Origin of the sequence: Xanthomonas massiliensis (genome assembly GCF_900018785.1) — a bacterium.
Taxonomy (GTDB): domain Bacteria; phylum Pseudomonadota; class Gammaproteobacteria; order Xanthomonadales; family Xanthomonadaceae; genus Xanthomonas_B; species Xanthomonas_B massiliensis.
In genome coordinates this window covers 297,430-320,776 of sequence record NZ_FCOY01000007.1, presented here as the reverse complement: position 1 = coordinate 320,776, position 23,347 = coordinate 297,430, and the positions used below count along the sequence as shown (strand labels likewise).

The 23,347-nt window shown below is 72.5% G+C and carries 26 protein-coding genes; 8 read left to right on the top strand and 18 right to left on the bottom strand.

The features are described 5' to 3' along the window. Positions 1-69: 69 nt before the first annotated feature. The 3 genes from BN3794_RS11545 to BN3794_RS11535 form a co-directional block, all read right to left on the bottom strand. A complete protein-coding gene (locus BN3794_RS11545) occupies positions 70-1,722 on the bottom strand; it encodes a phosphoethanolamine transferase (protein ID WP_066098823.1) in 1,653 nt (550 codons plus the stop codon). Continuing rightward, a complete protein-coding gene (locus BN3794_RS11540; RefSeq protein ID WP_078059816.1) occupies positions 1,719-2,453 on the bottom strand; it encodes a phosphatase PAP2 family protein in 735 nt (244 codons plus the stop codon). Before BN3794_RS11540 ends, BN3794_RS11545 begins: the two co-directional genes overlap by 4 nt. Positions 2,454-2,610: 157 nt before the next feature. Further along, positions 2,611-4,332 (bottom strand): ArnT family glycosyltransferase, encoded by a 1,722-nt coding sequence (locus tag BN3794_RS11535; RefSeq protein WP_425476724.1) that lies wholly within the window; start codon positions 4,330-4,332, stop codon positions 2,611-2,613. 98 nt (positions 4,333-4,430) lie between these two features. Between BN3794_RS11535 and BN3794_RS11530 the strand changes: the two genes are divergently transcribed. After that, entirely contained in the window at positions 4,431-5,126 is a 696-nt protein-coding gene (locus tag BN3794_RS11530; RefSeq protein WP_066097468.1) for a response regulator transcription factor, read from the top strand. Continuing rightward, the gene (locus tag BN3794_RS11525; RefSeq protein ID WP_066097467.1) at positions 5,123-6,409 is read left to right on the top strand and encodes a sensor histidine kinase; all 1,287 of its coding nucleotides are present in this window, start codon (positions 5,123-5,125) and stop codon (positions 6,407-6,409) included. Before BN3794_RS11530 ends, BN3794_RS11525 begins: the two co-directional genes overlap by 4 nt. A 67-nt stretch (positions 6,410-6,476) precedes the next feature. Here BN3794_RS11525 and BN3794_RS11520 read toward each other — a convergent pair whose 3' ends face one another. Genes BN3794_RS11520 through BN3794_RS11500 form a run of 5 tightly spaced genes read right to left on the bottom strand, consistent with a single transcriptional unit; the run spans position 6,477 to position 9,451 of the window. Further along, a complete protein-coding gene (locus BN3794_RS11520; RefSeq protein ID WP_066097466.1) occupies positions 6,477-6,953 on the bottom strand; it encodes a hypothetical protein in 477 nt (158 codons plus the stop codon). A 43-nt stretch (positions 6,954-6,996) separates the two neighbouring features. Then, positions 6,997-7,257, bottom strand: a complete 261-nt coding sequence (gene minE, locus BN3794_RS11515) for a cell division topological specificity factor MinE (RefSeq protein ID WP_066097465.1) — start codon at positions 7,255-7,257, stop codon at positions 6,997-6,999. Between the two features lie 2 nt (positions 7,258-7,259). Then, positions 7,260-8,069, bottom strand: a complete 810-nt coding sequence (minD, locus tag BN3794_RS11510; protein WP_066097464.1) for a septum site-determining protein MinD — start codon at positions 8,067-8,069, stop codon at positions 7,260-7,262. 51 nt (positions 8,070-8,120) lie between these two features. Next, positions 8,121-8,864, bottom strand: coding sequence for a septum site-determining protein MinC (gene minC, locus BN3794_RS11505; protein ID WP_066097463.1), 744 nt, complete (start codon positions 8,862-8,864; stop codon positions 8,121-8,123). Positions 8,865-8,866: 2 nt separating this feature from the next. Beyond that, on the bottom strand, positions 8,867-9,451 hold the full coding sequence (locus tag BN3794_RS11500) for a GNAT family N-acetyltransferase (protein WP_066097462.1): 585 nt from the start codon (positions 9,449-9,451) through the stop codon (positions 8,867-8,869). 131 nt (positions 9,452-9,582) lie between these two features. Here BN3794_RS11500 and BN3794_RS11495 point away from each other — a divergent pair, with 131 nt between their 5' ends. The 5 genes from BN3794_RS11495 (at position 9,583) to BN3794_RS11470 (ending at position 14,378) form a co-directional block, all read left to right on the top strand. Next, positions 9,583-10,764, top strand: a complete 1,182-nt coding sequence (locus BN3794_RS11495; RefSeq protein ID WP_066097461.1) for a sensor histidine kinase — start codon at positions 9,583-9,585, stop codon at positions 10,762-10,764. After that, positions 10,764-11,405 carry a response regulator gene (locus tag BN3794_RS11490; protein WP_066097460.1) on the top strand — a complete coding sequence of 214 codons (642 nt, stop codon included), beginning with the start codon at positions 10,764-10,766 and terminating at the stop codon, positions 11,403-11,405. Before BN3794_RS11495 ends, BN3794_RS11490 begins: the two co-directional genes overlap by 1 nt. A gap of 733 nt (positions 11,406-12,138) precedes the next feature. Continuing rightward, positions 12,139-13,224 carry a polyketide cyclase gene (locus BN3794_RS11480; protein ID WP_066097458.1) on the top strand — a complete coding sequence of 362 codons (1,086 nt, stop codon included), beginning with the start codon at positions 12,139-12,141 and terminating at the stop codon, positions 13,222-13,224. Positions 13,225-13,327: 103 nt separating this feature from the next. Further along, the gene (locus BN3794_RS11475) at positions 13,328-13,702 is read left to right on the top strand and encodes a DUF423 domain-containing protein (RefSeq protein ID WP_066097457.1); all 375 of its coding nucleotides are present in this window, start codon (positions 13,328-13,330) and stop codon (positions 13,700-13,702) included. Between the two features lies 1 nt (position 13,703). Then, complete coding sequence (locus BN3794_RS11470; protein WP_066097456.1) at positions 13,704-14,378, top strand: DNA-3-methyladenine glycosylase family protein; 675 nt, start codon at positions 13,704-13,706, stop codon at positions 14,376-14,378. Between the two features lie 61 nt (positions 14,379-14,439). Here the strand turns inward: BN3794_RS11470 and BN3794_RS11465 are convergent, their stop codons facing one another. From BN3794_RS11465 to BN3794_RS11440, 6 genes are all read right to left on the bottom strand, one after another. Further along, positions 14,440-15,243 (bottom strand): M15 family metallopeptidase, encoded by an 804-nt coding sequence (locus BN3794_RS11465; protein WP_066097455.1) that lies wholly within the window; start codon positions 15,241-15,243, stop codon positions 14,440-14,442. A gap of 10 nt (positions 15,244-15,253) precedes the next feature. Further along, positions 15,254-15,811, bottom strand: coding sequence for a hypothetical protein (locus BN3794_RS11460; RefSeq protein ID WP_066097454.1), 558 nt, complete (start codon positions 15,809-15,811; stop codon positions 15,254-15,256). A gap of 13 nt (positions 15,812-15,824) precedes the next feature. Beyond that, entirely contained in the window at positions 15,825-16,631 is an 807-nt protein-coding gene (locus BN3794_RS11455) for a CPBP family intramembrane glutamic endopeptidase (RefSeq protein ID WP_066097453.1), read from the bottom strand. A 62-nt stretch (positions 16,632-16,693) separates the two neighbouring features. Beyond that, positions 16,694-18,001, bottom strand: a complete 1,308-nt coding sequence (locus tag BN3794_RS11450; protein ID WP_078059731.1) for an alpha/beta hydrolase — start codon at positions 17,999-18,001, stop codon at positions 16,694-16,696. Between the two features lie 175 nt (positions 18,002-18,176). Next, entirely contained in the window at positions 18,177-18,356 is a 180-nt protein-coding gene (locus tag BN3794_RS11445; RefSeq protein WP_066097452.1) for a type II toxin-antitoxin system antitoxin, read from the bottom strand. Between the two features lie 116 nt (positions 18,357-18,472). Beyond that, positions 18,473-19,354 carry an SPFH domain-containing protein gene (locus tag BN3794_RS11440; RefSeq protein WP_066097451.1) on the bottom strand — a complete coding sequence of 294 codons (882 nt, stop codon included), beginning with the start codon at positions 19,352-19,354 and terminating at the stop codon, positions 18,473-18,475. 116 nt (positions 19,355-19,470) lie between these two features. Here BN3794_RS11440 and purT point away from each other — a divergent pair, with 116 nt between their 5' ends. Beyond that, the gene (purT, locus tag BN3794_RS11435; protein ID WP_066097450.1) at positions 19,471-20,688 is read left to right on the top strand and encodes a formate-dependent phosphoribosylglycinamide formyltransferase; all 1,218 of its coding nucleotides are present in this window, start codon (positions 19,471-19,473) and stop codon (positions 20,686-20,688) included. A gap of 125 nt (positions 20,689-20,813) precedes the next feature. Here purT and BN3794_RS11430 read toward each other — a convergent pair whose 3' ends face one another. The 4 genes from BN3794_RS11430 to BN3794_RS11415 are packed head-to-tail and all read right to left on the bottom strand — an operon-like array spanning position 20,814 to position 23,342. Next, the gene (locus tag BN3794_RS11430) at positions 20,814-21,443 is read right to left on the bottom strand and encodes a hypothetical protein (protein ID WP_066097449.1); all 630 of its coding nucleotides are present in this window, start codon (positions 21,441-21,443) and stop codon (positions 20,814-20,816) included. Then, on the bottom strand, positions 21,440-22,075 hold the full coding sequence (locus BN3794_RS11425; protein ID WP_236493250.1) for a hypothetical protein: 636 nt from the start codon (positions 22,073-22,075) through the stop codon (positions 21,440-21,442). Before BN3794_RS11425 ends, BN3794_RS11430 begins: the two co-directional genes overlap by 4 nt. Positions 22,076-22,086: 11 nt before the next feature. After that, positions 22,087-22,842, bottom strand: coding sequence for a phosphate/phosphite/phosphonate ABC transporter substrate-binding protein (locus tag BN3794_RS11420; protein WP_066097448.1), 756 nt, complete (start codon positions 22,840-22,842; stop codon positions 22,087-22,089). Next, positions 22,839-23,342, bottom strand: coding sequence for a PAS domain-containing protein (locus BN3794_RS11415; RefSeq protein ID WP_066097447.1), 504 nt, complete (start codon positions 23,340-23,342; stop codon positions 22,839-22,841). Before BN3794_RS11415 ends, BN3794_RS11420 begins: the two co-directional genes overlap by 4 nt. Positions 23,343-23,347: the final 5 nt, after the last annotated feature.

Here is a 23,347-nt window from a genome sequence, read left to right as displayed (position 1 = left end):
GCGGGGCGGATCCTTCGCGGGACAACCGGCGCAGGCTAGAGGGCCGGCCGCCGGCCGGCAAGCCGGGCCTCAGCCGGTGCAGCCGGCGAACAGGTCGCGCGAGCGGTCGTACAGCGCGGTGCGCACCTGCAGCAGGCCCAGCACCGAGGGGAACAGGTTGTCGTGGTCGGCGCGCTGGCCGGCACGGCGGCGCAGGCACGACAGGTCCAGGCCGCGGTCCTGGGCGAAGCGTGGCGAGAACCACATCGCCATCGGCACCCGGGTCTGCTCCTGCGGCGCGATGGACCAGGGCATGCCGTGCAGGTACAGGCCGTGCTCGCCCAGCGACTCGCCGTGGTCGGACAGGTAGACCAGCGCGGTGTCGTAGTCGTCCATGCCGCGCAGGGTGGCGATGGTGCGCGCCAGGAAATGGTCGGTGTACAGCAGCGAGTTGTCGTAGGCGGCGACGATCTGCGGGCGCGTGCATTCGCCCAGGTCGGGGTTGGTGCAGGCCGGCTGGAAGTGCGCGAACGCGGCCGGGTAGCGCTGGAAGTAGCTGGGCCCGTGGCTGCCGAGCTGGTGCAGCACGATCACCCGGTCGCCGGGATGCGCGCGCGCCTGGGCCGGCAGGTCCTGCAGCAGGATCTCGTCCATGCAGCGCCCGTCGTGGCACAGGCCGGGCGTGGTCGCATCGGCCAGCGACTGGAACGGCACGCCGTCGCACACGCCCTTGCAGCCGGACTGGTTGTCGCGCCAGAGCACGCCGATGCCGCTGCGCGCGAGCATGTCCAGCAGCGACTGGTGGCTGCGGATGCGCTTCTCGTCGTAGTCGTGGCGCCCCCACGGCGAGAACATGCACGGCACCGAGACCTCGGTGCTGGTGCCGCACGAATGCATGTCGGGGAAGTTGACGACCTCCGGATCGGCGGCCAGTTCCGGCGTGGTCTGGCGGGCATAGCCGTTCAGGCCCCAGTCCTGCGCGCGCGCGGTCTCGCCCACCACCAGCACCAGCAGGCGCGGCCGGCTGCCGGCCGGGCGCGCGCTCGCGCGCGCATCCTCGCCGATGGGCAGCTTGGGGGCGTCCGCGGCCGGGGCCGACTTGAGGGCCTGTGCCAGCGCGACCAGGTAGTTGGCCGGCGTGGCCAGGTAGCGGATCTCGCGATGGTTGCGCATCAGCGAGGCCACGCCCTGCCCGGCCGCCAGCGCGGCCACCCCGGCGACCAGCAGCACGCCGGCCAGGAACAGCAGCCGTCGCAGCAGGGCCTTCCAGAAGCCGTTGCGGCGCAGGCGCACCCGCCACAGCAGCACGATCGGGACGACGGCATACCCGAGCAGGGCCAGGAACAACGACGGCGCGAGCAGTTCGCCCGACTCCTTGTGGTCGGTGGCCAGCACGTTGCGCAGCATGTCCGCATCCAGATAGATGTTGTAGCGGCCCATGTAGTAGGTGGCGCAGGCGGTGGCGACCAGCAGCACGGTCAGCAGCGGGCGCACGAGCGGGCCCCACATCAGCAGCCCCATCAGGAGTGCGTGCGCGGCCACCAGCAGCACCAGCAGCACGACGGCGAACAGCGGGCTGGCAGGGTGGGTGGCCAGCGCGCTGCGCCAGAACGGGGCGTTGCAGGCCAGCGCGAAGAACACGCTGGCGAGCAGGATCAGCGTCTCCGCGGACAGCTGTGGACGCCGCTGCCACCAGTGCGCCGTGGCGCGCGGGCCGGCCCCGAGCTCGAGCGGGTAGCTCATGGCGATGCCCTCCGTGCCGGGCGGCTCCAGGCCCAGTACAGGGCCGCCGCCAGCGTCCAGCACACCAGGGCGGTGGCCACGTCGTGCGAGAGGAAGTGCGCGCCGCGCAGCTGCTGCGAGAAGCCGAACAACAGGCCCAGGCCGATGCCGGCGGCCAGGCCTGCCCAGCGCCAGCGCGGCCGGGCCAGCAGCGCGGCGAAGTACAGGGACATCCAGGCGTAGCCGGCGCTGGCATGGCCGGCCGGGAAGCATTCGGTAGGCGGCGGCAGGCCGGCGGGGCGGGCCTGGAACAGCCCCAGCAGCGGCCGGGTACCGCCGTAGCGCTGCAGGTCCCAGGGGCAATCCATGCCGGTGAGGTGCTTCAGGACGGAAACGGCCAGGGTCGAGAGGACCACGGCGGCCACCGCGTAGCCCAGGGCGCGCCGCCAGGGGCGCAGCGCCGGCCAGCGCCAGCTGGCGGCGAACAGGCCGGCCGCCACCCCCCCGGCCAGGGTGCTCAGGTATTTGCCGTCGCGATGGACCAGGTGGGTGGTGAACCAGGCATCGCGCAGTGCCCAGCGCCCGCCTTCGGCATGGAACAGGTGGTCGGCCAGCCACGGGTCGCCGCCGTTGAGCAGCAATGCCAGCACCGGCAGCCCGACCAGCCACGGCAGCAGCAGCTGGCAAGCGAGCAGGTGCGAGGACGCCCGCGGCGGACAGGCGGGCAAGGCGGCGGGAACGGGGATGGACATCGAACGTGGCACCAGCGCGGATGGATGGCGGGCGCCGCCTGAATGCGTGCCCATGGCGCCTAGGATCGATGCCGGCCTGTCGGAATCCGGTCAGAGCGCCGTTGAGCAACCGTGAACAGGGGGCGCGGGCTCCCGGTCCGGGACGGCGGTTCAGCCCTCAGTCGTCTTTCTCGTCCTCGCTCCCGTCGCCACCGCCGGCCGGTGCGGCGCCCGCCCGGCAGCCGGGCCGCCAGGCACGGGCGGGCACCAGGCGCCAGTGATTGCGATTGGACACGCCGGCATCGACGGTGGCGGCGCGGTCCACGCACGGGTCCAGGGCCTGGTCGAGCACGAACAGCCAGCGCCGCTGCGGATCGGCCAGCAGCCAGGGCGCGGCGGCGCGCCACTGCTGCTCCCAGCCGGCCTTGAAGCCGAAGTCGACCGCCGGGCGGTCGGCCTGCAGCAGGTTCTGCTCGCGCCAGGCGACCATGCCCAGCTGGGCGTCCGGGCCGATGTAGCGGCCGACGCGCTGCATGAGCCGCGCGGCCGAGGCGTAGGGATCCAGCGCCGGCGCCAGGCCGACGCCGTAGATGCACCACAGCCAGGCCGCGAACAGCACCGTCGCCAGGCCGGCGCGGCGCAGGCGGGTCCAGGCCAGGATGGCCAGCCCGCCCAGGCCCAGCGCCATCAGCCAGGCGCCGACCGCCGGGGCGATGGCCAGGTCCATGCCGCGCGCGGCGATTCCCTTGGCGACCGTGCCGTGGCCGCCCAGTGCCTGGGCACCGAGCACCAGCGCGGCCAGCGCGACCAGCGCCACGTAGCCGGCCAGCAGCCAGCGCACCGGGCGGCGGCGCAGCAACGCGGCCAGCAGCGGGCCGGCCGCCACGCACAGGGCCGGCAGCATCGGCAGGATGTAGACCTCGCGCTTGCCCGGGCTGGCGCTGAAGAACGCCAGCACCAGCAGCGCCCAGCCGACCAGCACCCAGATGCGGCCGTCCAGGCGGCGCAGGCGGTGCCACCAGGCCGGCAGCAGCCACGGCGCCAGCAGCACGCCCGGCTGCCACAGCGCGGCCATCACCTTGAGGTAGTACCAGGCCGGCTTGAGGTGGTGCCAGGCCGAGACGTAGCGCGTGCCGGTCTGCCGGAACAGGAGCTCCTGGGCGTAGGCCTGCAGGTGCGCCGAAGGCGCGTGCACGAGGGCCAGGCCCAGCGGCACTAGCCACACGCCGGTGCCGGCCAGGAAGCCGCCGGCCAGCAGCAGCCAGCCGCCGGCCCCGGTGCGCGGCAGCGCCGGCCGCGCGCGCCAGCGCCACAGCGCCCACGGCACCAGCGCCAGCAGCGGCAGGAAGCCCACGCCCTTGGTCACCGTGCCGAGCCCGGCGGCGAAACCGGCCAGCGCCAGGCCCGGCCGCCACGGCCCCTGCAGCAGGTGGCGCAGCAAGGCCCACAGCGACAGGGTGATCATCGCCAGCACGACCATGTCGATCTGCGCGCGCTTGGCCATCAGCCCGAATTGCAGGCAGGCGAACAGCGCCAGCGCGGCCATGTCGCCGGCGCGCCGGTTCCACAGGCGCCGGCCGAGGTCGCGCACCAGCCACAGGGTGAGCAGCGCGGCCAGCAGCGACGGCAGCAGGAACGCCACCGGCCAGCTGCGCACCAGTTCCCAGGTGGCGGCCTGCAGCCACATGAACACCGGCGGCTTCTCCGCGTACATCTCGCTGCCGCGGTGCGGTACCAGCCACTGCCCGGTCTGCACCATGGTGCGCGCGGCCAGCACAAAGCGCGGCTCGTCCGGTGGCGACGGCTGGCGCAGGCCCAGCCCGGCCAGCAGCGAGAACGCCATCAGGCAGGGAAGCAGCAGGCGACAGGTGCATGGCGGGACGGGCGGGGACAAAAGCAGATGATGATGCATCGGCCGGGATCGGATAAAGGTCGGACGCCGCACCCGCCGGCTTGCGTACCATGGCGCCTTCTTCCCGACGGCACGAGACGCCTGCGATGCGGCTGCTGATCATTGAGGACAACCGCCACCTGATCGCCAACCTGTTCGAGTACTTCGAGGCGCGGGGGCACGTGCTCGATGCCGCCCCGGACGGGGTGGTCGGCCTCCACCTGGCCACCACCCAGGACTACGACGCGGTGGTGCTGGACTGGATGCTGCCGCGGGTGGAAGGCCCGGAGGTGCTGCGCCGGCTGCGCGACGTGCACGGTTCGGACGTGCCGGTGCTGATGCTGACCGCGCGCGACGAGCTGCCGGACAAGATCGTCGGCTTCCGCGCCGGCGCGGACGACTACCTGACCAAGCCGTTCGCGCTGCCCGAACTGGAGGTGCGGCTGGAGGCGCTGGTCGCCCGCGCCGGCGGCCGGGTGGGGCGCAAGCGGCTGGAGGTGGGCGACCTGGTCCTGGACCTGTCCACGCTGGAGGCGCGCCGCGCCGGCCAGCTGCTGCACCTGTACCCGGCCTGCCGCAAGCTGCTGGAAGTGCTGATGCGGGCCAGTCCCGCGGCGGTGACGCGCGACCAGCTCGAATTCGCCCTGTGGGGCGACGAGCGGCCCGGCGGCGACATGCTCCGCTCGCACATCTACGAGCTCAGGCAGGCGGTGGACGGGCCGTTCGAGGACAAGCTGATCCAGACCCTGCCGCGGGTGGGCTACCGCCTTGCCGCCTCGGCCAAGCCCGGGACAGGGGCATGAAGCGCTGGCCGCTGCAGCGGCAGATGCTGCTGTGGATGCTCGGCTACATCGGCCTGATGACCCTGGCGGTGTTCGGCGCGGCCCATTACCTGCACGAGCGGGCCGAACACCTGGTGTGGCGCGCGCTGCTGGCCTCGGAACTGGACAGCGTGGAGCATCGCCTGGCCACCGATCCGGGCTATCGCTGGCAGGACTCGGACACCCTGCGGCTGTATTCGTCCGACGCGCCCGGCGGCCTGCCGGCACCGCTGCGGCGCCTGCCTCCCGGCCTGCACGACGGCGTGCGGGTGGGCGGCCGGCCGAGCGCGGTGATGGTCAGGCAGGTCGATCCCGGCAAGCGCATGGTGATGGCCCTGGACATCACCGACTTCGAGGCGCTGGAGCATTTCGTGGAGCGCTGGAGCGTGGTGGCCGGCCTCGCCCTGGTGCTGATCACCCTGCTGATGCTCTCGCTGGGCATGGACCGGCTGGTGCGCCCGCTGGTGCGGCTGTCGGCCGACATCGGCCGGCTGCGGCCGGACCAGCCCGGCCAGCGGCTGGGAGCCGATCCGCGCGGCAGCGCCGAACTGGAGGTCGTGGCCGAGGCCTTCAACGGCTTCCTGGTGCGCAACGAGGTCTTCGTCGAGCGCGAGCGTGCCTTCGTCGGCATCGTCAGCCACGAGCTGCGCACGCCCATGGCGGTGATCACCGGCGCCAGCGAACTGGCGCTGGAACGGCCGGACCTGCCGGTCGCCGCGCGCGAGCAGGTGGCGCGCATCCATGGCACCGCGCAGGGCGTGGAGCAACTGATTTCCCTGCTGCTGCTGCTGGCGCGCGACCCGGCCCGGCTGAGCGCGATCAGCGAACCGGTGGACCTGGACCAGGTGATCCGCCAGGTGGTGGCCGACCACGAACACCTGCTGGCCGGCAAGGACCTGGAGGTGGCCGTGCACATCCAGGCGCCGTGCCAGATCACCGCGCCGGGCCAGGTGGTCAAGGCGGCGCTGGGCAATCTGCTGCGCAACGCCATCGAGAACAGCGACGCCGGCAGCATCGTCGTCACCCTGGCGTCGCCGGGGGTGGTCACCGTGGACGACCCGGGCCACGGCATGAGCGCCGGGCAGATCGCCCGCCTGTACACGCAGCTGGCACGCAGCGGTGCCGGCGATCGCGGCGGCATCGGCCTGGACCTCATCGCCCGCCTGTGCCAGCACCTGGGCTGGCAGCTGCGGCTGGAACCGCGCGGCACCGGCCGCGGCACGCGCGCCACCCTGGCCTTCGCCGGCGCGGTGGCGCAGGACTGAGGAGGCGGCGCGGGCGCAGCGCCTCGGAAGCGGGCCGGGCGCGGATGTCGCCGCGCGGGGCCGCGCCTCAGCCGGTGGGCAGCCCGCGCTCGGCCAGCCAGAGGCGGGCGTTCTCCGCGTCCTGCTCGAACCAGGCGCGCGCCGAGCCCAGGCGGAAGCTGTAGCCCCAGGCGTCCATGTCGGCCATCAGTCGCGCGCTGCCCACGCCCGGCAGGCGCGCGGCCAGCACGATCTGCAGGTAGCAGGTGGCGTCTTCCTCGGGCACCGAATCGGTGGCGTCGGTATGCACGGCCGCGCGCCTGTCCGGCGGCAGCACGATCAGGTGGCAGGCCTCGTGCAGCAGCGAGTGCACCGGGGTGTCGTCGCGGGCATAGACGTCGCAGCCGATGATGCCGGCCTCCGGCTCGCCCCAGTAGCTGCCGGGGATCGGCGCGGCGTCCCCGACGCGGTGCAGGGCCAGGCCGTGGCCGGCCAGCAGGGCGGCGGGGGCGTCCCAGCCGATGTCGCGCAGGCGCAGCACGCCGGTTTCCGGATCGTTCGTCATCGTGGCGCGGCTTGCCGGGGCGGTGCGCCGCCCCGGCCCTGCATCAGGGCTGTTGCGGCCCTTCCGGCAGGGCCACGGAGATGTCCAGCACGTCGTTGTCGCCGTCCTTGGCCAGGTCCACGCGCACCGCGTCGGCATCGACCTTGACGTACTTCTTGATCACTTCCAGCAGCTCGCGCTGCAGCAGCGGCAGGTAGTCCGGGCCGCCGCGGTGGCTGCGCTCCTGGGCGATGATGATCTGCAGGCGGTTCTTGGCCGTCTCGGCGGTGTTCTTCTTGCTCTTGAGGAAATCGAGCAGTCCCATGCTTACCCTCCGAACAGCTTGCTGAAGAAGCCCTTCTTCTCCACGTTGGTGAAACGCATCGGGCGCTCCTCGCCCAGGATGCGGCCGACCGCGTCCTCGTAGGCCTGGCCGGCCGGGGACTGGTCTTCCAGGATCACCGGCTCGCCCTTGTTGGAGGCGTTGAGCACGTCCCCGGACTCGGGGATCACCCCGATCGCCTTCAGCCCCAGCACCTCCTCCACGTCGGTGATGGAGAGCATCTCCCCGCCTTCCACCCGCGCCGGGTTGTAGCGGGTGAGCAGCAGCGAGGCCGGCACCGTGGCGCCGGTCTCGGCCTTGCGCGTCTTGGAATCGAGCAGGCCGATGATGCGGTCGGAGTCGCGCACCGAGGACACCTCGGGATTGACCACGACCACGGCGCGGTCGGCGAAGTACATCGCCAGGAACGCGCCCTTCTCGATGCCGGCCGGGGAATCGCAGACGATGTAGTCGAAGCCCTCGTCGGCCAGCTCCTTGAGCACCTTCTCCACGCCCTCGGTGGTCAGCGCGTCCTTGTCGCGGGTCTGCGAGGCGGCCAGCACGTACAGGTTCTCGAAGCGCTTGTCCTTGATCAGGGCCTGCTTGAGCGTGGCCTCGCCGTGGATCACGTTGACGAAGTCGTATACGACGCGGCGCTCGCAGCCCATGATCAGGTCGAGGTTGCGCAGGCCCACGTCGAAGTCGATCACCGCGATCTTCTTGCCGCGCCGGGCCAGGCCGCAGGCCAGACTGGCGCTGGTGGTGGTCTTGCCCACGCCCCCCTTGCCGGAGGTGACTACGATGATCTCAGCCAAAGGACTTCTCCCGATGATGCGGTTTTGCTTCGTTGATGGGGGTGGACGCGGTCAATCCAGGGCCGCGATCCGGATCTGGTCGTCTTCCAGCCAGACCTGCACGGCCTTGCCGCGCAGCTCCTCCGGCACATCCTCCAATACCTTGTACTGGCCGGCAATGGCGACCAGTTCGGCATTGAACTCGCGGCAGAAGATCCTGGCCTCGGTGTTGCCGCGCGCGCCCGCCAGCGCCCGCCCGCGCAACGGGCCGTAGATGTGGATGGAGCCGTCGGCGATGATCTCGGCGCCGGCGCCGACGTGCGAGAGTACGGTCAGGTCGCAGTTCTCCGCGTACAGCTGCTGGCCCGAGCGCACCGGCGCGCGCTGCATCCGGCCGGGCCGGGCGGGCGCCGCCGGGCGTGGCGGCGCCGCCGGTGCCGGGGCCGGACGCGGTGCCGGCGCGGGTGCCGGTTCGGCGGCACGCTCGTACTGGGCGCGGAACTTGGCCAATACCGGCAGGTCGAGCTGCTCGGCCAGCTGGTCGATCTCGCGGGTGCCGTAGGCCAGCGCCACCGGCAGCACGCCGGCGCCGCGCAGCCCGTCGATCAGCGCCTGCGCGGTGGTCGGGTCCGGGGCCTGGCTCAGCGCGCCGAAGTCGACGATCACCGCGGCGCGGCCGAACAGCTTGGGCGCGCGCGCCACGCGGTCGGCCATTTCCTGCACCAGCCGGGCCACGTCCAGGGTGCGCACGCGCAGGTTGGCGATGCCGACCTGGCCGATCTTCAGTTCGCCGGCCTGCTCGAAGTCCGCCGCCATGCTCATCCTTCCACCGCCAGCCGGGCGTGGCGCGGGTGCCCGACCCAGGGCACGTCGGGCAGGTTGCCGCCGTAGGTCTGCGCCACCCACGGGTAGCTGCACAGCTCCTTCATCAGCATGCAGGCGCGCACGTCCACGTTCGGCATCACGCTCTGGCCGACCTCGCGGAAGCCGAAGCTGCCGTGGAACAGCAGCGCCGCGTCGGCGCCGTGGTCCAGGAACACCTCGCAGGCCAGCTGCGGGTAGCGCAGCTCGGCATAGCTCTGCACGTCGGCGTAGAACGCCCGGCCCACGCCGCCGCCGCGGCGGCGGCTGGCGACGACGATGCGGTCGATATAGAAGAAGTGCTCGTAGCGCTCGCGGAACCAGGCGAAGTTGCTGCTGTCGTGGCGGCTGCCGCTGCCGAAGGCCACCAGGAAGCCGGCCAGGTGGCCGTCGCGCTCGGCGATGCGGAAGTACTCGGCCGACTCGTAGAAATAGCGTAGCCGGGCCGGATCCATGGGCAGGATGGCCAGGCCGGCGTTGTTGTTCAGGGCCAGGACGGAGTCGAGCTCTTGCTCGCGCACGTCGCGGATGACGATCGACATTGATACTCCGAGGGTGAATCGGACGACCTGCAGGCCGTGGCGGGATTATTGCATGGGCACGCCGGCACCGCGACGGCGGAGCGTGACTTCCGACGGCCGCGGCGGCGCGGGCCAGGCCCTAAGATGCGGCCATGCCCACCTTCAGCCATACCCGCATCCTGCGCCTGGCCGGCCTGTTCACCTGGGCCGTCATCGCCATGCCGCTGCTCTACGTCTACTGGGAGCCGGCCGAGGGCGCGCCCCTGCCCGGGGCCGGGATGGTGCCGCTGTTCGCCGCCTACCTGGGGTTCGGCGCCAGCTACTTCTGGCTGACCCGCGGCCTGGACAGCGGCGGCCACGGGCGCTGGTACGACCGGCTGATGCTGCTGGTGCTCACCGGCTGTGCGCTCGCGGTCAGCTACCTGCACGGTTCCGGACTGGGCAGCATCCTGATGATGGTCGCCGCCGGGGTGATCCCGTGGCTGCTGTCGCTGCCGGCGGGCGTGGCCTGGCTGCTGGTCAGCCAGCTGGCGGTGCTGCCGGTGTACCGGATGATGGGCTTCCCGCCGCTGGATGCGCTGATGCAGTCGCTGCTGTACGGCGGATTCTCGATGTTCGTGTTCGTCACCAGCCTGGTGGCGCGGCGCCAGACCGAGGCGCGCGAGGAGCAGCGCCGCCTCAACGCCGAGCTGCGCGCCACCCGCGCGCTGCTGGCCGAGAGCGCGCGGGTCAACGAGCGCACCCGCATCGCCCGCGAACTGCACGACCTGCTCGGCCACCACCTCACCGCGCTGAGCCTGAACCTGGAGGTGGCCGGCCACATCGCCGAGGGGCCGGCGCTGGAGCACGTGCGCCAGGCCCATGCGCTGGCGCGGATCCTGCTCACCGACGTGCGCGAGGCGGTCAGCCAGCTGCGCGAGAACGGCAGCATCGACCTGGCCGCGGCGCTGCGCCCGCTGGTGGCCGGCGTCCCCGGCCTGGCGGTCCAGCTGCGCATGGACGAGCCGCTGGACGTGGACGACCCCGAGCGCGCCCACGTGTTGCTGCGCTGCACCCAGGAGATCATCACCAACGTGGTGCGCCACGCCCACGCCCGCCACCTGTGGATCCACGTGTTCCGCCAGGACGATGCGGTGCTGATCGAGGCCGACGACGATGGCCGCGGCACCGATGTGCTCGCGGCCGGCAACGGCCTGCGCGGCATGCGCGAGCGCCTGGCCCAATATGGCGGGCGTCTGGACATCCGTACGCGGGCCGGGGCAGGCTTCCACCTGCGCCTGTCCATCCCCAGCGGCGTGCCGCTGCTGCCTGCCGTGCCTGAAGGAGTGATGTGATGATCCGAGTGTGCCTGGTCGACGACCAGACCCTGGTGCGCCAGGGCGTGCGTTCGCTGCTGGCGCTGGACGACGGCATCGAGGTGGTGGGCGAGGCCGCGGACGGGCGCCAGGCGGTGGCGCTGATCCCGACCCTGCACCCGGACGTGGTGCTGATGGACATGCGCATGCCGGTGATGTCCGGGCTGGAGGCGCTGCAGACCCTCGCCCGTGCCGGCCAGCTGCCCTCGACCATCATCCTGACCACCTTCGACGACGACCAGCTGGTGCTGGCCGGGCTCAAGGCCGGCGCCAAGGGCTACCTGCTCAAGGACGTGTCGCTGGAACAGCTGGTGGGCGCCATCCGCGCCGTGGCCGGCGGCGGCTCGCTGGTGCAGCCGGCGGTGACCCAGCGCCTGCTGTCCGGGCTGGAACACCTGCGCAACGACTTCACCAGCCTGGAGCGGCCGGACCCGCTGACCGACCGCGAGACCGAGATCCTGCGGCTGATGGCCTCCGGCTTTTCCAACAAGGAGATCGCCAATTCGCTGGGCGTGGCCGAGGGCACGATCAAGAACCACGTCTCCAACATCCTGTCCAAGCTCGGCGTACGCGACCGCACCCGGGCGGTCCTCAAGGCCTTCGAGCTGCAGCTGGTCTGAACGGCAGGGTGCCCGGCCCGGCGCAGCGCGCCGGGCGTTCGCGGGCGCGCGAGCCGATGGCTCGCAGGCGGCGCCCGCTCACCCTGTCCAAGGTCGGCGTACGCGACCGCACCCGGGCGGTCCTCAAGGCCTTCGAGCTGCAGCTGGTCTGAACGACAGGATGCCCGGCCCGGCGCAGCGCGCCGGGCGTTCGCGGGCGCGCGAGCCGATGGCTCGCAAGCGGCGCCCGCTCGCCCTGTCCAAGCTCGGCGTACGCGACCGCACCCGGGGGGCCCCGAGGCCTTCGGGCTGCAGCTGGCCTGAGCGGTAGGATGCCCGGCCCGGCGCAGCGCGCCGGGCGTTCGCGGGCGCGCGAGCCGATGGCTCGCAGGCGGCGCCCGCTCACCCTGTCCAAGCTCGGCGTGCGCGACCGCACCGGGGCCATACCCCGCCGCCAAGGAGCCCGGGCCCGTGGTCCGTCGGCGGCGCAAGCGACAGGGCCGGGGCGGGCGCGGCAGCGTTTCGGGGCCGGAAAGCGCGGCCCCGGCGGCGGCCGTTCCGGGCCCGGCGGGGAGGGCATGCAGCGAAACCGGCGACAACGGCGTGAAAACGGTTCGATTCGGCTGCCGAAAGATTTATGCTGCACCTGCACAATGGAGTGTAGGAAGGCTGAACATGACCTGCGAAGCCTGCTAGGATGAGGGCTTCGCCTCACACTCAACCCGGCCGTGGGATCGGCCCCGGAGACTCCTGAATGACCCGTATTATCGAGTTCTTGATTGCCTTGGGGATCGTGGTCGGCCTGGCCATCCTCATCGGGTTGGTGCTACCGGACGAACGTCATCTCTCCGAAAGCGTCGAGACCAACCGCAAGATGACGATCGTCTACGACACGGTCAACAGCTTCCACCGCTTCAAGGACTGGAACCCGATCGCGCTGCGTGATCCCAAGGTCAAGCTCAAGCTTTCCGGGCCGGATGCGGGCAAGGGTGCGCGGCTGGACTACAGTTCGACCGAGCGCAGCATCGGCGACGGCAGCTGGACCATCACCAGCAGCGAGCCGGACAAGAGCGTGGTCATCGCCGTGGACAGCCCGTCCAACGGCCATGACAAGACCGTGACCTTCACCCTGGAGCCGACCGGCAAGAACAACCGCAACGTCAAGATCACCCAGGAGTACGACGTCAAGTACGGCTGGAACCTGCTGGGCCGCTACGCCGGCCTGTACGTGGGCAGCCAGGTCGGCGACGACCTGAAGCTGGGCATCGCCCGGCTGGCCAACATCCTGGCCACGGTGCCGAACTTCGACTATCGCGCCGAGTACGATGGCAAGCCGGTGCTGGCCGACCTGCACGTGGCCGACGTGCCGGCCGAGAGCCTGCTGGTGGTCAACGCCGGCAACATCGACCGCGACAACGACACCATCGAGCGCTCCATCAAGAACAACCAGGAGTGGATCAAGCGGGTGATGGACGCCAACGACCTGGAGCCGGCCGGCCCGGTGCGCATCATCACCACCGACTTCGGCGCCGAGAAGTACGCCTTCGACGTGGCCCAGCCGGTCAAGAAGAAGGGCGCGGCCGACGGTTCGGCCGACCTGAAGCTGGCGATCCCCTCCGGTGCGCCGGTGCAGTACGTGCACGCCGAGCCCCATCGCGCCGCCATGGCTTCCTACGTCGGCCACATGGCGGGCCTGGATACCGCCCGCAACGCGCTGCGTGCCTGGGCCACCACGGCCGGCTACGACGTGACCGACCGCCCCTACGAGTCGTGGAAGGGCGGGGTGGACAAGGGCTTCACCCAGGATGGCAGCTACGACATCTACTGGGCGATCAAGTAAGCGCCCGATCCGTCCCCCGAGGTACCCCGGAACGCGCCGCTCTTGCGGCGCGTTCCTTTTGTGGCTGGCACAATCCCGGCATCGACGACACCAGGAGTTCCGGATGATTCCCGCGGATGCACGTGGCGGCCGCTACGGCCGCGTCCTCGCCGGGCTGGGCGCGCTGCTGGCGGCGCTGGCCATCGGCCTGTCGGCCTATGCCGCCCACGGCGTGGCGCCGGGCAAGGCGCAGGACTGGCTGCATACGGCCTCGATGTACGCCTTCGCCCACGGGTTCGCGCTGGCGGTGCTGGCGCCGCGTGCCGGCGACCGGCTCACCCGCCTGGCGGCCGGGTTGTGGCTGGCCGGCACCGTGCTGTTCTGCGGCAGCCTGGCCGGCGGCGCGCTGTGGGGCTGGCCGACGCGGCTGGCGCCGGCCGGCGGCGTGGCGCTGATGGCCGGCTGGCTGGCCTGGGCCGTCGCCAGCCTGCGGCGCTGACATGCCCTGGCACCGGCGCGGATTCGACATCGAGGCGGCGCAGGCGCATCTGGCGCGGCGCGACCGCCGGCTCGGCGCCTGGATGAAACGGCTCGGGCCGTTGCCGGCCCCGGCCGGGTGGCGCAAGACCTTCGACCCGGTCGATGCGCTGGCCCGCGCGATCCTCTACCAGCAGCTGTCGGGCAAGGCCGCGGCCACCATCGTCGGCCGGGTCGAGGCGGCGATCGGCAGCAGCCGCCTGCACGCCGATACCCTCGGCCGCCTGGACGATGCCGGGCTGCGTGCCTGCGGCGTGTCCGGCAACAAGGCCCTGGCGCTGCGCGACCTGGCTGCGCGCGAGCTGCGCGGCGAGATCCCCACGCTGCGGCGGATGGCCGCGATGCACCACGACGACATCGTCGCCGCGCTGGTGCCGGTGCGCGGCATCGGCCGCTGGACCGTGGAGATGATGCTGATGTTCCGGCTCGGCCGCCCGGACCTGCTGCCGGTGGACGATCTGGGCATCCGCAAGGGCCTGCAGGTGCTGGACCGGCTCGAAGCGCCGCCGACGCCGAAGGCACTGTCCGCCCGCGGCGAACGCTGGGGGCCGTACCGGACCTGGGCCAGCCTGTACCTGTGGCGCATCGCCGATGCCGGCACCCGGGCGGCCACGCCGACCCCGCGCTCGCAGGAGTGAGGCGGCGTCCGGGTGGCCTGCCGGTCCGGCCGGCCGGCGATCGCCTGTGGCTCCGGGCGGCTCAGCCGACGAAGCACCAGTGCCACGGCTCGTAGACGATGCCGTGCGGGTTGTCGCGCGGGTAGCTCATGCGGAAGCCGTGGTCGCCGGCATGGGCCTGCAGCCAGGCGAAGGCGGGCGTGTGCTCGAAGCTTTCCTCGGCCGGCGGCTCGTCGGGCGCGCCGATGTCCAGCGCGTGGCCGCCGTGGTGCTCGCTGTAGCCGGGCGCGGCGTTGACCGCGAGGATCTGCGCCAGGGCCAGCCCGCGCGCGAACTTGCGCTCGAAGATGCCGAGCTGGTAGTCGTGGCTGCGGTAGCCGGAGATCGCCTCCAGCACCACGCCGTCGGCGAGCGCGGCCCGGCGCATGGCCTGCCAGGCCGGCGCGGCGGCAGCGGCCAGCCACAGCGCGCGGCGGTAGCGGTCGAAGCCGGCAAAGGCCAGCCGCGCCGGTTCGGCGACCAGGGGCAGGCCGGTGCGCCGTGCGTAGTCGTCGCCGATGCCCAGCTGCTGCAGGCGCCGGCGCAGGCCGGTCAGCGGCAGGTCGCCGGCCAGGGCCGCGGCGGGCAGCGGGTGGGGGCCGGACAGGGAATCGAGCAGGTCCAGCGCGGCATCGAGGCCGGGTTCGCGGCCCAGCGCCGGGACCAGCGGATGCACGGCATCGGCGGTGCAGGCGGCCAGGTAGCGGCCGTCGCGCTTGCGCCGCAGCAGCTGCTCGGCGCGGGCGAGCAGGCGCGCCTCGTCATTGCGGCGCGCGTGCAGCAGCCCGGCGGGCCACAGTTCGATGTCGGCGGTGTTGTAGAGCCAGCGGGGGGCGGTGCGGTGCATGGCGGAAAGCTTAGCGCGCCCGCCGCGCCTGCTCCTCGCGCAGGGCTTCCAGCAGCGCCTGCGGCCGCGCGGGGCCGAGCAGGACGAGCGATTCCTTGCCCTTGCCCGCCGCGTGCAGGGGCAGCAGCAGCGTCCTGTCGTCGCCGATCAGCAGGCAGAACGCGCGGCGCCGGTTGCGCAGCAGGAAGCTGCCGTAGCGCAGGCCCGGCAGGCCGACGCCGGCCAGCTTGAGCATCGGCTTGAATTCGGTGTGTTCGCCCAGGTCGATCACGCGCGCCTGCTCCAGGTCGAGCCCGTCGATGTCGAACTTGCGGGTCTGCATGCCGGCCTGGACCACCAGCCGACCGTCGTCGATGGCGACGCGCCGGCGCTGCATCCACACGAACGGGCCGACCACGACCAGCGCGGTGGCGAAGACCGGCACCATCCACGACCACGCATAGCCGGCCGTCGCCGCGTGCGGGTGCGGGCGCAGCCAGGTGCTGGCCAGCACCGCCGCCCAGATGGCGGCCAGCGTCATCCAGGTGCCGGCCGGGGGCGAGGGCAGTTCGAATTCGCGCGGGTTCATGTCCGTCTCCTTGTCAGGTCCCGGTGGTGGCCGCCAGCAGCGGCGACACCACGTGCAGCACGAGGTCGGCGCCGAAGTGGCCCAGCACCGCCATCTCCAGCCCGCGCCGCCAGTACAGCCAGCCGAAGGCGAGGCCGGCCACCGCGTTGAGCAGCACGGTGCGCGCGACGACCACCGCGTCCAGCCCCCACACCTGGGCCGCGGCCGGCAGGTGGCCGGCGCCGAACAGCAGCGCGGCGGCGACGATCGCGCCCCAGTAGGTGCCCGGCCTGGGGGTGCGCTTGCCGATGCGCGCCACGATCCACAGCAGCAGCGTCATCAGGAACAGGCGCAGCTGCAGTTCCTCGGCGATGCCGCCGTAGAAGGAGGCGAGGAAGCCGTACAGCGCCGACCGGCCGGCACCGGCATCCAGCGGCGGGTTGGCCGGGGCGGACATCAGCGGGTCGACCAGCAGCGACAGCCCGATCACCGCCAGTGCCGCCAGCACGCCGACGGCCAGCGAGTGCCACGGCCGCAGCGCCGCGACCGCCACCCGCGGGCCGCCCAGCCACCCCGCCAGCAGCGGGCTGCCGAGGCCGACGCGGTGGCCCATGCGCAGGCCGAGCAGCGCCATCAGCCCGATCACCACCAGCGCCTGCAGGCCCTGCGCCGCGGCCAGCACCGGCAAGGAGACGGGGATGCGGGCGAAGCGCTCGGGCATCATCTGCGCCATGTACGGGAGCACCGCGGCGGCCGACAGGCCGGCCAGCAGCGCCCATGTCCCGGCTACCTCCAGGTCGGGCCGCCACGATGGCGATGCAGGGAGTCCGTCGGTCCGCATCTACCGCCCCTCCCGGGATGTCTGGGCCCATGGTGCCGGGCGCGCGGGCAGGGTGACGGTGCTCATGGCTGCGCCTTGATCCAGCCGGCGACGTCGGCGATCAATTGGCCGTCGACATGGCCGGGCGCCTGGTATTCGGCGAGCGAACCGGGGCCGGTGCCGGCGATGCCGAAGTGGTTGAGTGCCGGGTAATGCCTGAACGTGGCGCGCCGGTCGCCGGCCAGTGCCCGGTGCCACAGCTGCCAGTCGGTATCGACCACCTGGATGTCGCGCCCGCCCTGGAGCAGCAATATCGGCTGCTTCAGGGCCTTCGCGTCCGCCAGCGGATCGACGCGCTCGAACGCGCGCCAGTAGTGCGCCGGCAGGCCCAGCGGCGAGTCGGCGGCGGCCACCTCGCCGGCGCCGCGCACGGCGGCGATCTTGCGGTCCAGCTCGTCGAGGAAGGCCTGCTCCTGCGGCGAGATGCCGCCGTCCAGGGCGAACAGGTAGCGGTTCTGCTCCGGCAGGATGTCCAGCAGCGAGCGCGCCGGCGCGGCCAGCAGGATCAACCCGGCCACCTTGCCCGAATGCGCGGCGATGCGCGGCGCCAGCATGCCGCCCTGGCTGTGGCCGAGCACGTAGACGTGGCGGCCGTCGATGCCCGGCGTGGCCGCCAGCGCGGCAACGGCGGCCACGGCGTCGTCGGTGGTCTCATCGTCCATCGTGTAGTCGCCGCCGGCGAAATCCTCGGGGCGCGCCTTGCTGCGTTTCTCGTAGCGCAGCACGGCGATCCCCTGCGCCGCCAGGCCGCGGGCGATGTCGAGGAAGGGGCGGTTGGCGCCGATGCTCTCGTCGCGGTCCTGCGGGCCGGAGCCGTGCACCAGCACCACGGCGGGGAAGGGGCCGGCGCCGTCGGGCAGCGCAAGCGTGCCGGGCAGCTCGCCGGTGGCGGCGGGAACCGCGAACGCGCGTTCGTGGTAGCCGGCATCGGCGGGCGGCGCCGGCGCGGCGGGCGGCGGCGCCGGCTGCACCAGGAAGCCGCCGATCCTGCCGTCGCCATCGACCACCACCTGGGCGAGGACGCCGCCCCGGGCATAGGCCAGCGGCACCACGACCACCTTCAGGTCGTCGTGCGGCACCACCCTCGACTGGCCCCGTTCCCCGGCCGGCCCCAGCTGCGCCGGCAGCGATTCCCATACCGCCTTCATCTTGTCGGCGGGCACGGCGGCGGCCATGGCCGGGGTGAACATCGCCTCGGCGGCGGCGTAGTCGCCGGCATCGAGGCGGTCGAGCAGGCGCGCGGCCACGCGCTCGGGCGGGTCGGCGGCGAGCGCCGGCAGCGGGAGGCAGGCCAGCAGGAGGGAAAGGCAGCCAATGGCGGGTGTGCGCATTTTCAGGTTCCTTCTCGAATGCCAGGATCGCCGGCGCCATGGGCGCGGGCGCGAGGATGGACGACGATTCCCCGCCGCGGTCGCCGCCCTGGCGATTCCGCCGGGACGGCCGCGGGCGGCGAGCTGCCGACCGGCCCGGGCCGGGTCGCGCCGGCCAGGGGACACCGATGCCGGCTCACTGCCCGGCCTCCTTGTCTTCGCCGGGCCTGGGCAAGCGTCCGGCCTTGCGCAGCGCGTCGCGCAGCACGTACTCGATCTGCGCGTTGAGGCTGCGCAGCTCGTCGTCGGCCCAGCGCTGCACCGCTGCCAGGACCTCGGCGTTGATGCGCAGCGGGTAGGCCTTCTTCTCCGCCACGGCTCAGCCCCGTGCGCCGGACCGGCGGCGGGCAAGGGGCGCGGCGGACGGCATGCCGCCGGCGGCGCCGAACAGGGGGATGACGGGCGGATTCATGGCGTTCTCCCGGGCGGGCATCAGTACAGCGTGCCGGTGTTGACCACCGGCTGGGTCGGGCGGTCCGAGCACAGCACGGTCAGCAGGTTGGACACCATGTTGGCCTTGCGCTCCTCGTCCAGCTCGACCATGCCGGTCTTCTGCAGCTCGGCCAGCGCCATCTCCACCATGCCCACCGCGCCGGCGACGATCTGGGTGCGCGCGGCCACCACCGCGTTGGCCTGCTGGCGCTGGAGCATGGCCTGGGCGATCTCCGGCGCATAGGCCAGGTGGCTGATGCGCGCCTCGATCACCGCCACGCCGGCCGTGCCCAGGCGTTCGGCGATCTGCTCCTGCAGGTGGTGGGAGATCTCCTGCGGGTGGCTGCGCAGGGCGGTCTGGCCGTCGCCGTGCTGGTCGTAGGGGTAGCTGGAGGCCATCGCGCGCAGCGCCGCCTCGGACTGGATGTGCACGAAGCTCTCGTAGTCGTCCACGTTGTAGACCGCCTCGGAGGCGTCCACCACCTGCCATACGATCACCGCGGCGATCTCGATCGGCGAGCCGTCCAGGTCGTTGACCTTGAGCTTGCCGCTCTCGAAGTTGCGCACGCGCAGGCTGATCTTCTTCTTGCTGAAGAACGGGTTGTTCCAGCGCAGGCCCTCGTCCTTGACCGTGCCCACGTACTTGCCGAACAGGCTCAGCACCGCCGCCTGGTTGGGCTGCACCGTGTACAGGCCGACCAGGCTGAGGAAGGCGACGATGGCCAGGACCACGCCGGCGGCGATCAGCCCGGCCGAGGCCACGCCGGCGTCCGGGTCCGGCCCGAGGCCGCGCGCGAACAGCCAGACGGCGAGGGCGGCGATGACCAGCACGCCGATCAGGTAGGGGATGCCGGACAGCGAGCGGACGGGCGTCTCTTTCATGGCGGTTCTCCGTGGATTCGGAATGAAGATATCAAATTGATATCAACACGCAAGTAGGGCCGGTGCCAGCGGCCGGCTAGAATTGCGGCCCTTCCTTCCCCCTCCCAGGACTCGCCATGACCTGCCTCGGCACCCCGCTCACCCCCGATGCCACCCGCGTGCTGCTGCTCGGGGCGGGCGAGCTGGGCAAGGAGGTGGCCATCGAGCTGCAGCGCCTGGGCGTGGAGGTGATCGCCGCCGACCGCTACGCCGACGCGCCGGCGATGCAGGTCGCGCACCGCAGCCACGTGCTCGACATGCTCGACCCGGACGCGTTGGAGGCGCTGATCGCGCTGGAGCGGCCGCACCTGGTGGTGCCGGAGATCGAGGCCATCCACACCGAGACCCTGCTGAAGCTGGAGTGCGAGCAGGGCCTGCACGTGGTGCCGACCGCGCGCGCCACGCGCCTGACCATGGACCGCGAGGGCATCCGCCGGCTCGCCGCCGAGACGCTGGGCCTGCCGACCTCGCCCTACCGCTTCGTCGACACCCGCGAGGAATACCTGGCCGCGGTGGCCGCGCTCGGCCTGCCGTGCGTGGTCAAACCGGTGATGTCCTCCTCCGGCAAGGGCCAGAGCGTGGTGCGCGGCGAGGCCGACCTCGACGCCGCCTGGGACCACGCCCAGCATGGCGGCCGTGCCGGGGCCGGGCGCTGCATCGTCGAGGGCTTCGTCGACTTCGACTACGAGATCACCCTGCTGACCGTGCGCCACCAGGCCGACGGCATGCCGGGCGGCACCGCGTTCTGTGCGCCGATCGGCCACCTGCAGCAGGACGGCGACTACCGCGAGAGCTGGCAGCCGCAGCCGATGCCGGACGCCGCGCTGGCCGAAGCGCAGCGCATCGCCCGTGCCGTCACCGATGCGCTCGGCGGGCTGGGCCTGTTCGGCGTGGAGCTGTTCGTCAAGGGCGAGCAGGTGTGGTTCTCGGAAGTCTCGCCGCGCCCGCACGACACCGGCCTGGTCACCCTGGTGTCGCAGGAACTGAGCGAATTCGCCCTGCATGCGCGCGCCATCCTCGGCCTGCCGGTGCCGGCCGACGCCGCCGGCCGCATCGCCACGCTCGGCCCGTCGGCCTCGTGCGCGCTGCTGGCCCGCGGCCACGGCGTGCCGTACTTCCGCCACGTGGAGCGCGCGCTGGCCGCGCCGCACACCGCGCTGCGCCTGTTCGGCAAGCCGCGCGTGGACGGCCAGCGCCGCGTCGGCGTGACCCTGGCGCGCGCGGCCGGCGTGGACGCGGCGCGCGCCGTCGCCCGCGAGGCCGCGGCCGCGATCGGCATCGAACTTCGCTCCTGAAAACGGCTGGCCTGGAAACGGCCAGGCCGGCGGATTGCTCCGCCGGCCCCCGTGCTTCCCTGCCTGCGCCGCCACTCCCCAGTACCGGCGCTTCCCCATCCCCTGGCGAGCTGGAAGGATCCTGCCTAGATCGGTGCGGTGAACCGGGCCGCGGCCAGGCGGATGCTCCACACCAGCTCGACCATCGCCAGGTTGTTGAGCAGCGGTTCGCCGCCGAGGATCAGCCAGTAGCCGGCCCCGTCCACCCAGAACGGGACGAACGACCAGTCCGGCAGCAACAGCTGCGGTTCGCTGAAGAACGAGACGTAGCGCTGCGCGCCGTTCCAGCCGCGCCGCGCCTGGCGCTGGGCGAAGCTGGAGAAGTCGGCGCTGGCGGCGGCCAGCAGCTCGGCCTGCTCGGCCGCCAGCCCGGCCTGGCCCAGGCAGAAGCCGCTGTCGGAGGCCAGCGCGGCGCGGCGTTCGCCCGACAGCGGGGCGATGACGTGCTGGGCGAAATCGTCCAGGCGCACCTCCGGGGCCGGCACCGGCCGGCGCAGCAACTGCACCCATTGCTGTTCGCGGGCCTCCTCCAGCAGGCGCGAGGCATCGCCCTCGACCTGGCCGCGCCATTGCGCCAGCGACAGCGAGCCGGCCCTGCCGAGCAGCGCCTGCAGGGCACGCTGCATGCGATCGGGCTCGGCGCTGGCGAAGCCGTGCAGCACGCCGAACGGCGTGGGCATCAGCCAGGTGTCTTCCTGTTCGCTGTGTTCGCTCATTTCGTTTCCATCGTGGTGTCGGCGGTGGCGGGCTGGGTGCGGCCCATGGCGTCGCGCTGCTCCAGCCAGGCCGCGGTGCGTGCCCAGCGGTCGTCCAGGGCGATTTGCTGGTGGCGCAGCTCGCGCGTGGCGAGCATGAAGGCGAGCTTGTCCTGGCAGCGGGTGCAGTGGTCGAGGAAGGCGGTCTCGATGCGCGCCGCCTCGCCGGGCTCGCCCTCGCACAGGGCCCGCACCACGTCGGCGGCCAGGCGCCGGGAATGGTCCGGATTGGCGCGGCGAACGCGTGCGGGCACGTCGGCCGAGGGCCGGGCGATCACGCTCCAGCGCGTGGCCAGCGCGGTGACCGGCGGCAGGCCGTAGCCCTGGCTGTGGCGCTGGAAGGCCTCGGCCACGTAGGGCGGCAGGCGCGCGCCGGCCATCTGCAGCGCGGCCTGGCGCAGCGCGGCTTCCTCGCGCGGCAGGGCCACGAACAGGTCGGCCAGCACGCCCTGCACCGGTTCGGCATCCGGCAGCTGCATGGCCGCGTGCAGGCGCGCCAGGTGGGCGCCGGCGTCCTGCGGCGCACGCACCAGCGTGCGGGCCTGCGCGCGCAGGGCCAGGCGGGCCTTGGTCGGATCTTGGCGGGCATCCATGGCGCGGTCGCTCAGTCCAGGAGGGTGTCCATCAGGTCGATCATGAACTCGGCGTCCTCGGCGGACATCGGTTCGAAGCCCTTGGGGATGCCCAGCGCCTCGAGCACCTCGCGGTCGGCGGCATCCTCGCCCTTGCCCACGCCCAGCAGCGCCTGTGCCACCTGCGGCAGCTTGTCGCCCAGGCGCGGGTGCGCCAGCAGCACGTGGGTGATGTCGCACAGCGCGCTTTCCACCAGCGGCTTGAGCCGGCTGCGGGTCAGGCTCGACAGCTCGTGCCAGGCGCTGGCCAGGAAGAAGCCTGCATCGGCCTGGCCCTGCAGCAGCAGGCGCGCCACCGCCGGGTAGCCCGAGGCATCCACCCATTGCACGTTGCCGGCGTCCAGGTCGGCCGGTTCCAGCAGGCGCAGGCCGATCAGGCGCACGTCGCGGTTGCGGGTCAGGGCGATGCGCACGCCCGGGCGCAGGTCCTCCACCGCCTGCAGCGCGGCGTCGGCGACGACGGCGATGACCATCTCGTCGGGCCGTTCGACCGGGCGCGCGAACGGCACGTAGCCTTCCTGGCGGATCAGGGTGCTGGCGTCGAAGGGATTGGCGTACACCAGGTCGCCCCGGCCGGCTTCCAGCAGCTGCGCCTGCTCGGGCGCGTCGGCCGGCATGTACAGGTGCAGGCCGATGCCCGAGCGGCGCTGCAGCGCGGTGCTGAGCATGTACCAGCCGGAGATGCGTTCCGGCGCGAAGTCCGGTGCGATCACGAAACCCAGGGTCATGCACGTTCTCCGTTGGAACGCTCTTCGGCCAGCCACTGCGCGTACAGCGGCACCAGTTCCTCGATGCGCCTGCGCGAGGGCTTGCGCCGCACCGAGGTGTAGCCGACCACCTTGCCGCCGCGCACGTTGGGGATCACCGTGGCGTACACCCAGTAGTAGGCGCCGTCCTTGCGCAGGTTCTTGACGTAGCCGTTCCACTTGTCGCCGGCCTGTACCGTGTCCCACAGCTGGCGGAAGGCCACCCTGGGCATGTCCGGGTGGCGCAGGATGCAGTGCGGCGCCCCGATCAGCTCGGCGCGCTGCCAGCCGCTGAGCTCCACGAAGGCGGCGTTGGCGTGGGTGATGATGCCGGCCAGGTCGGTGCACGAGACGATCAGGCGGCCGTCGGGGTAGGGCACCTCGCGCTCGCAGCAGTACACCGTGCGGTGACTGCCGTCGAAGTAGTCCAGCCGCTGGCCGCGATGCGGCTCGGCCGGTTCGGTCATGTCGGGCAGGGGCATCGTCG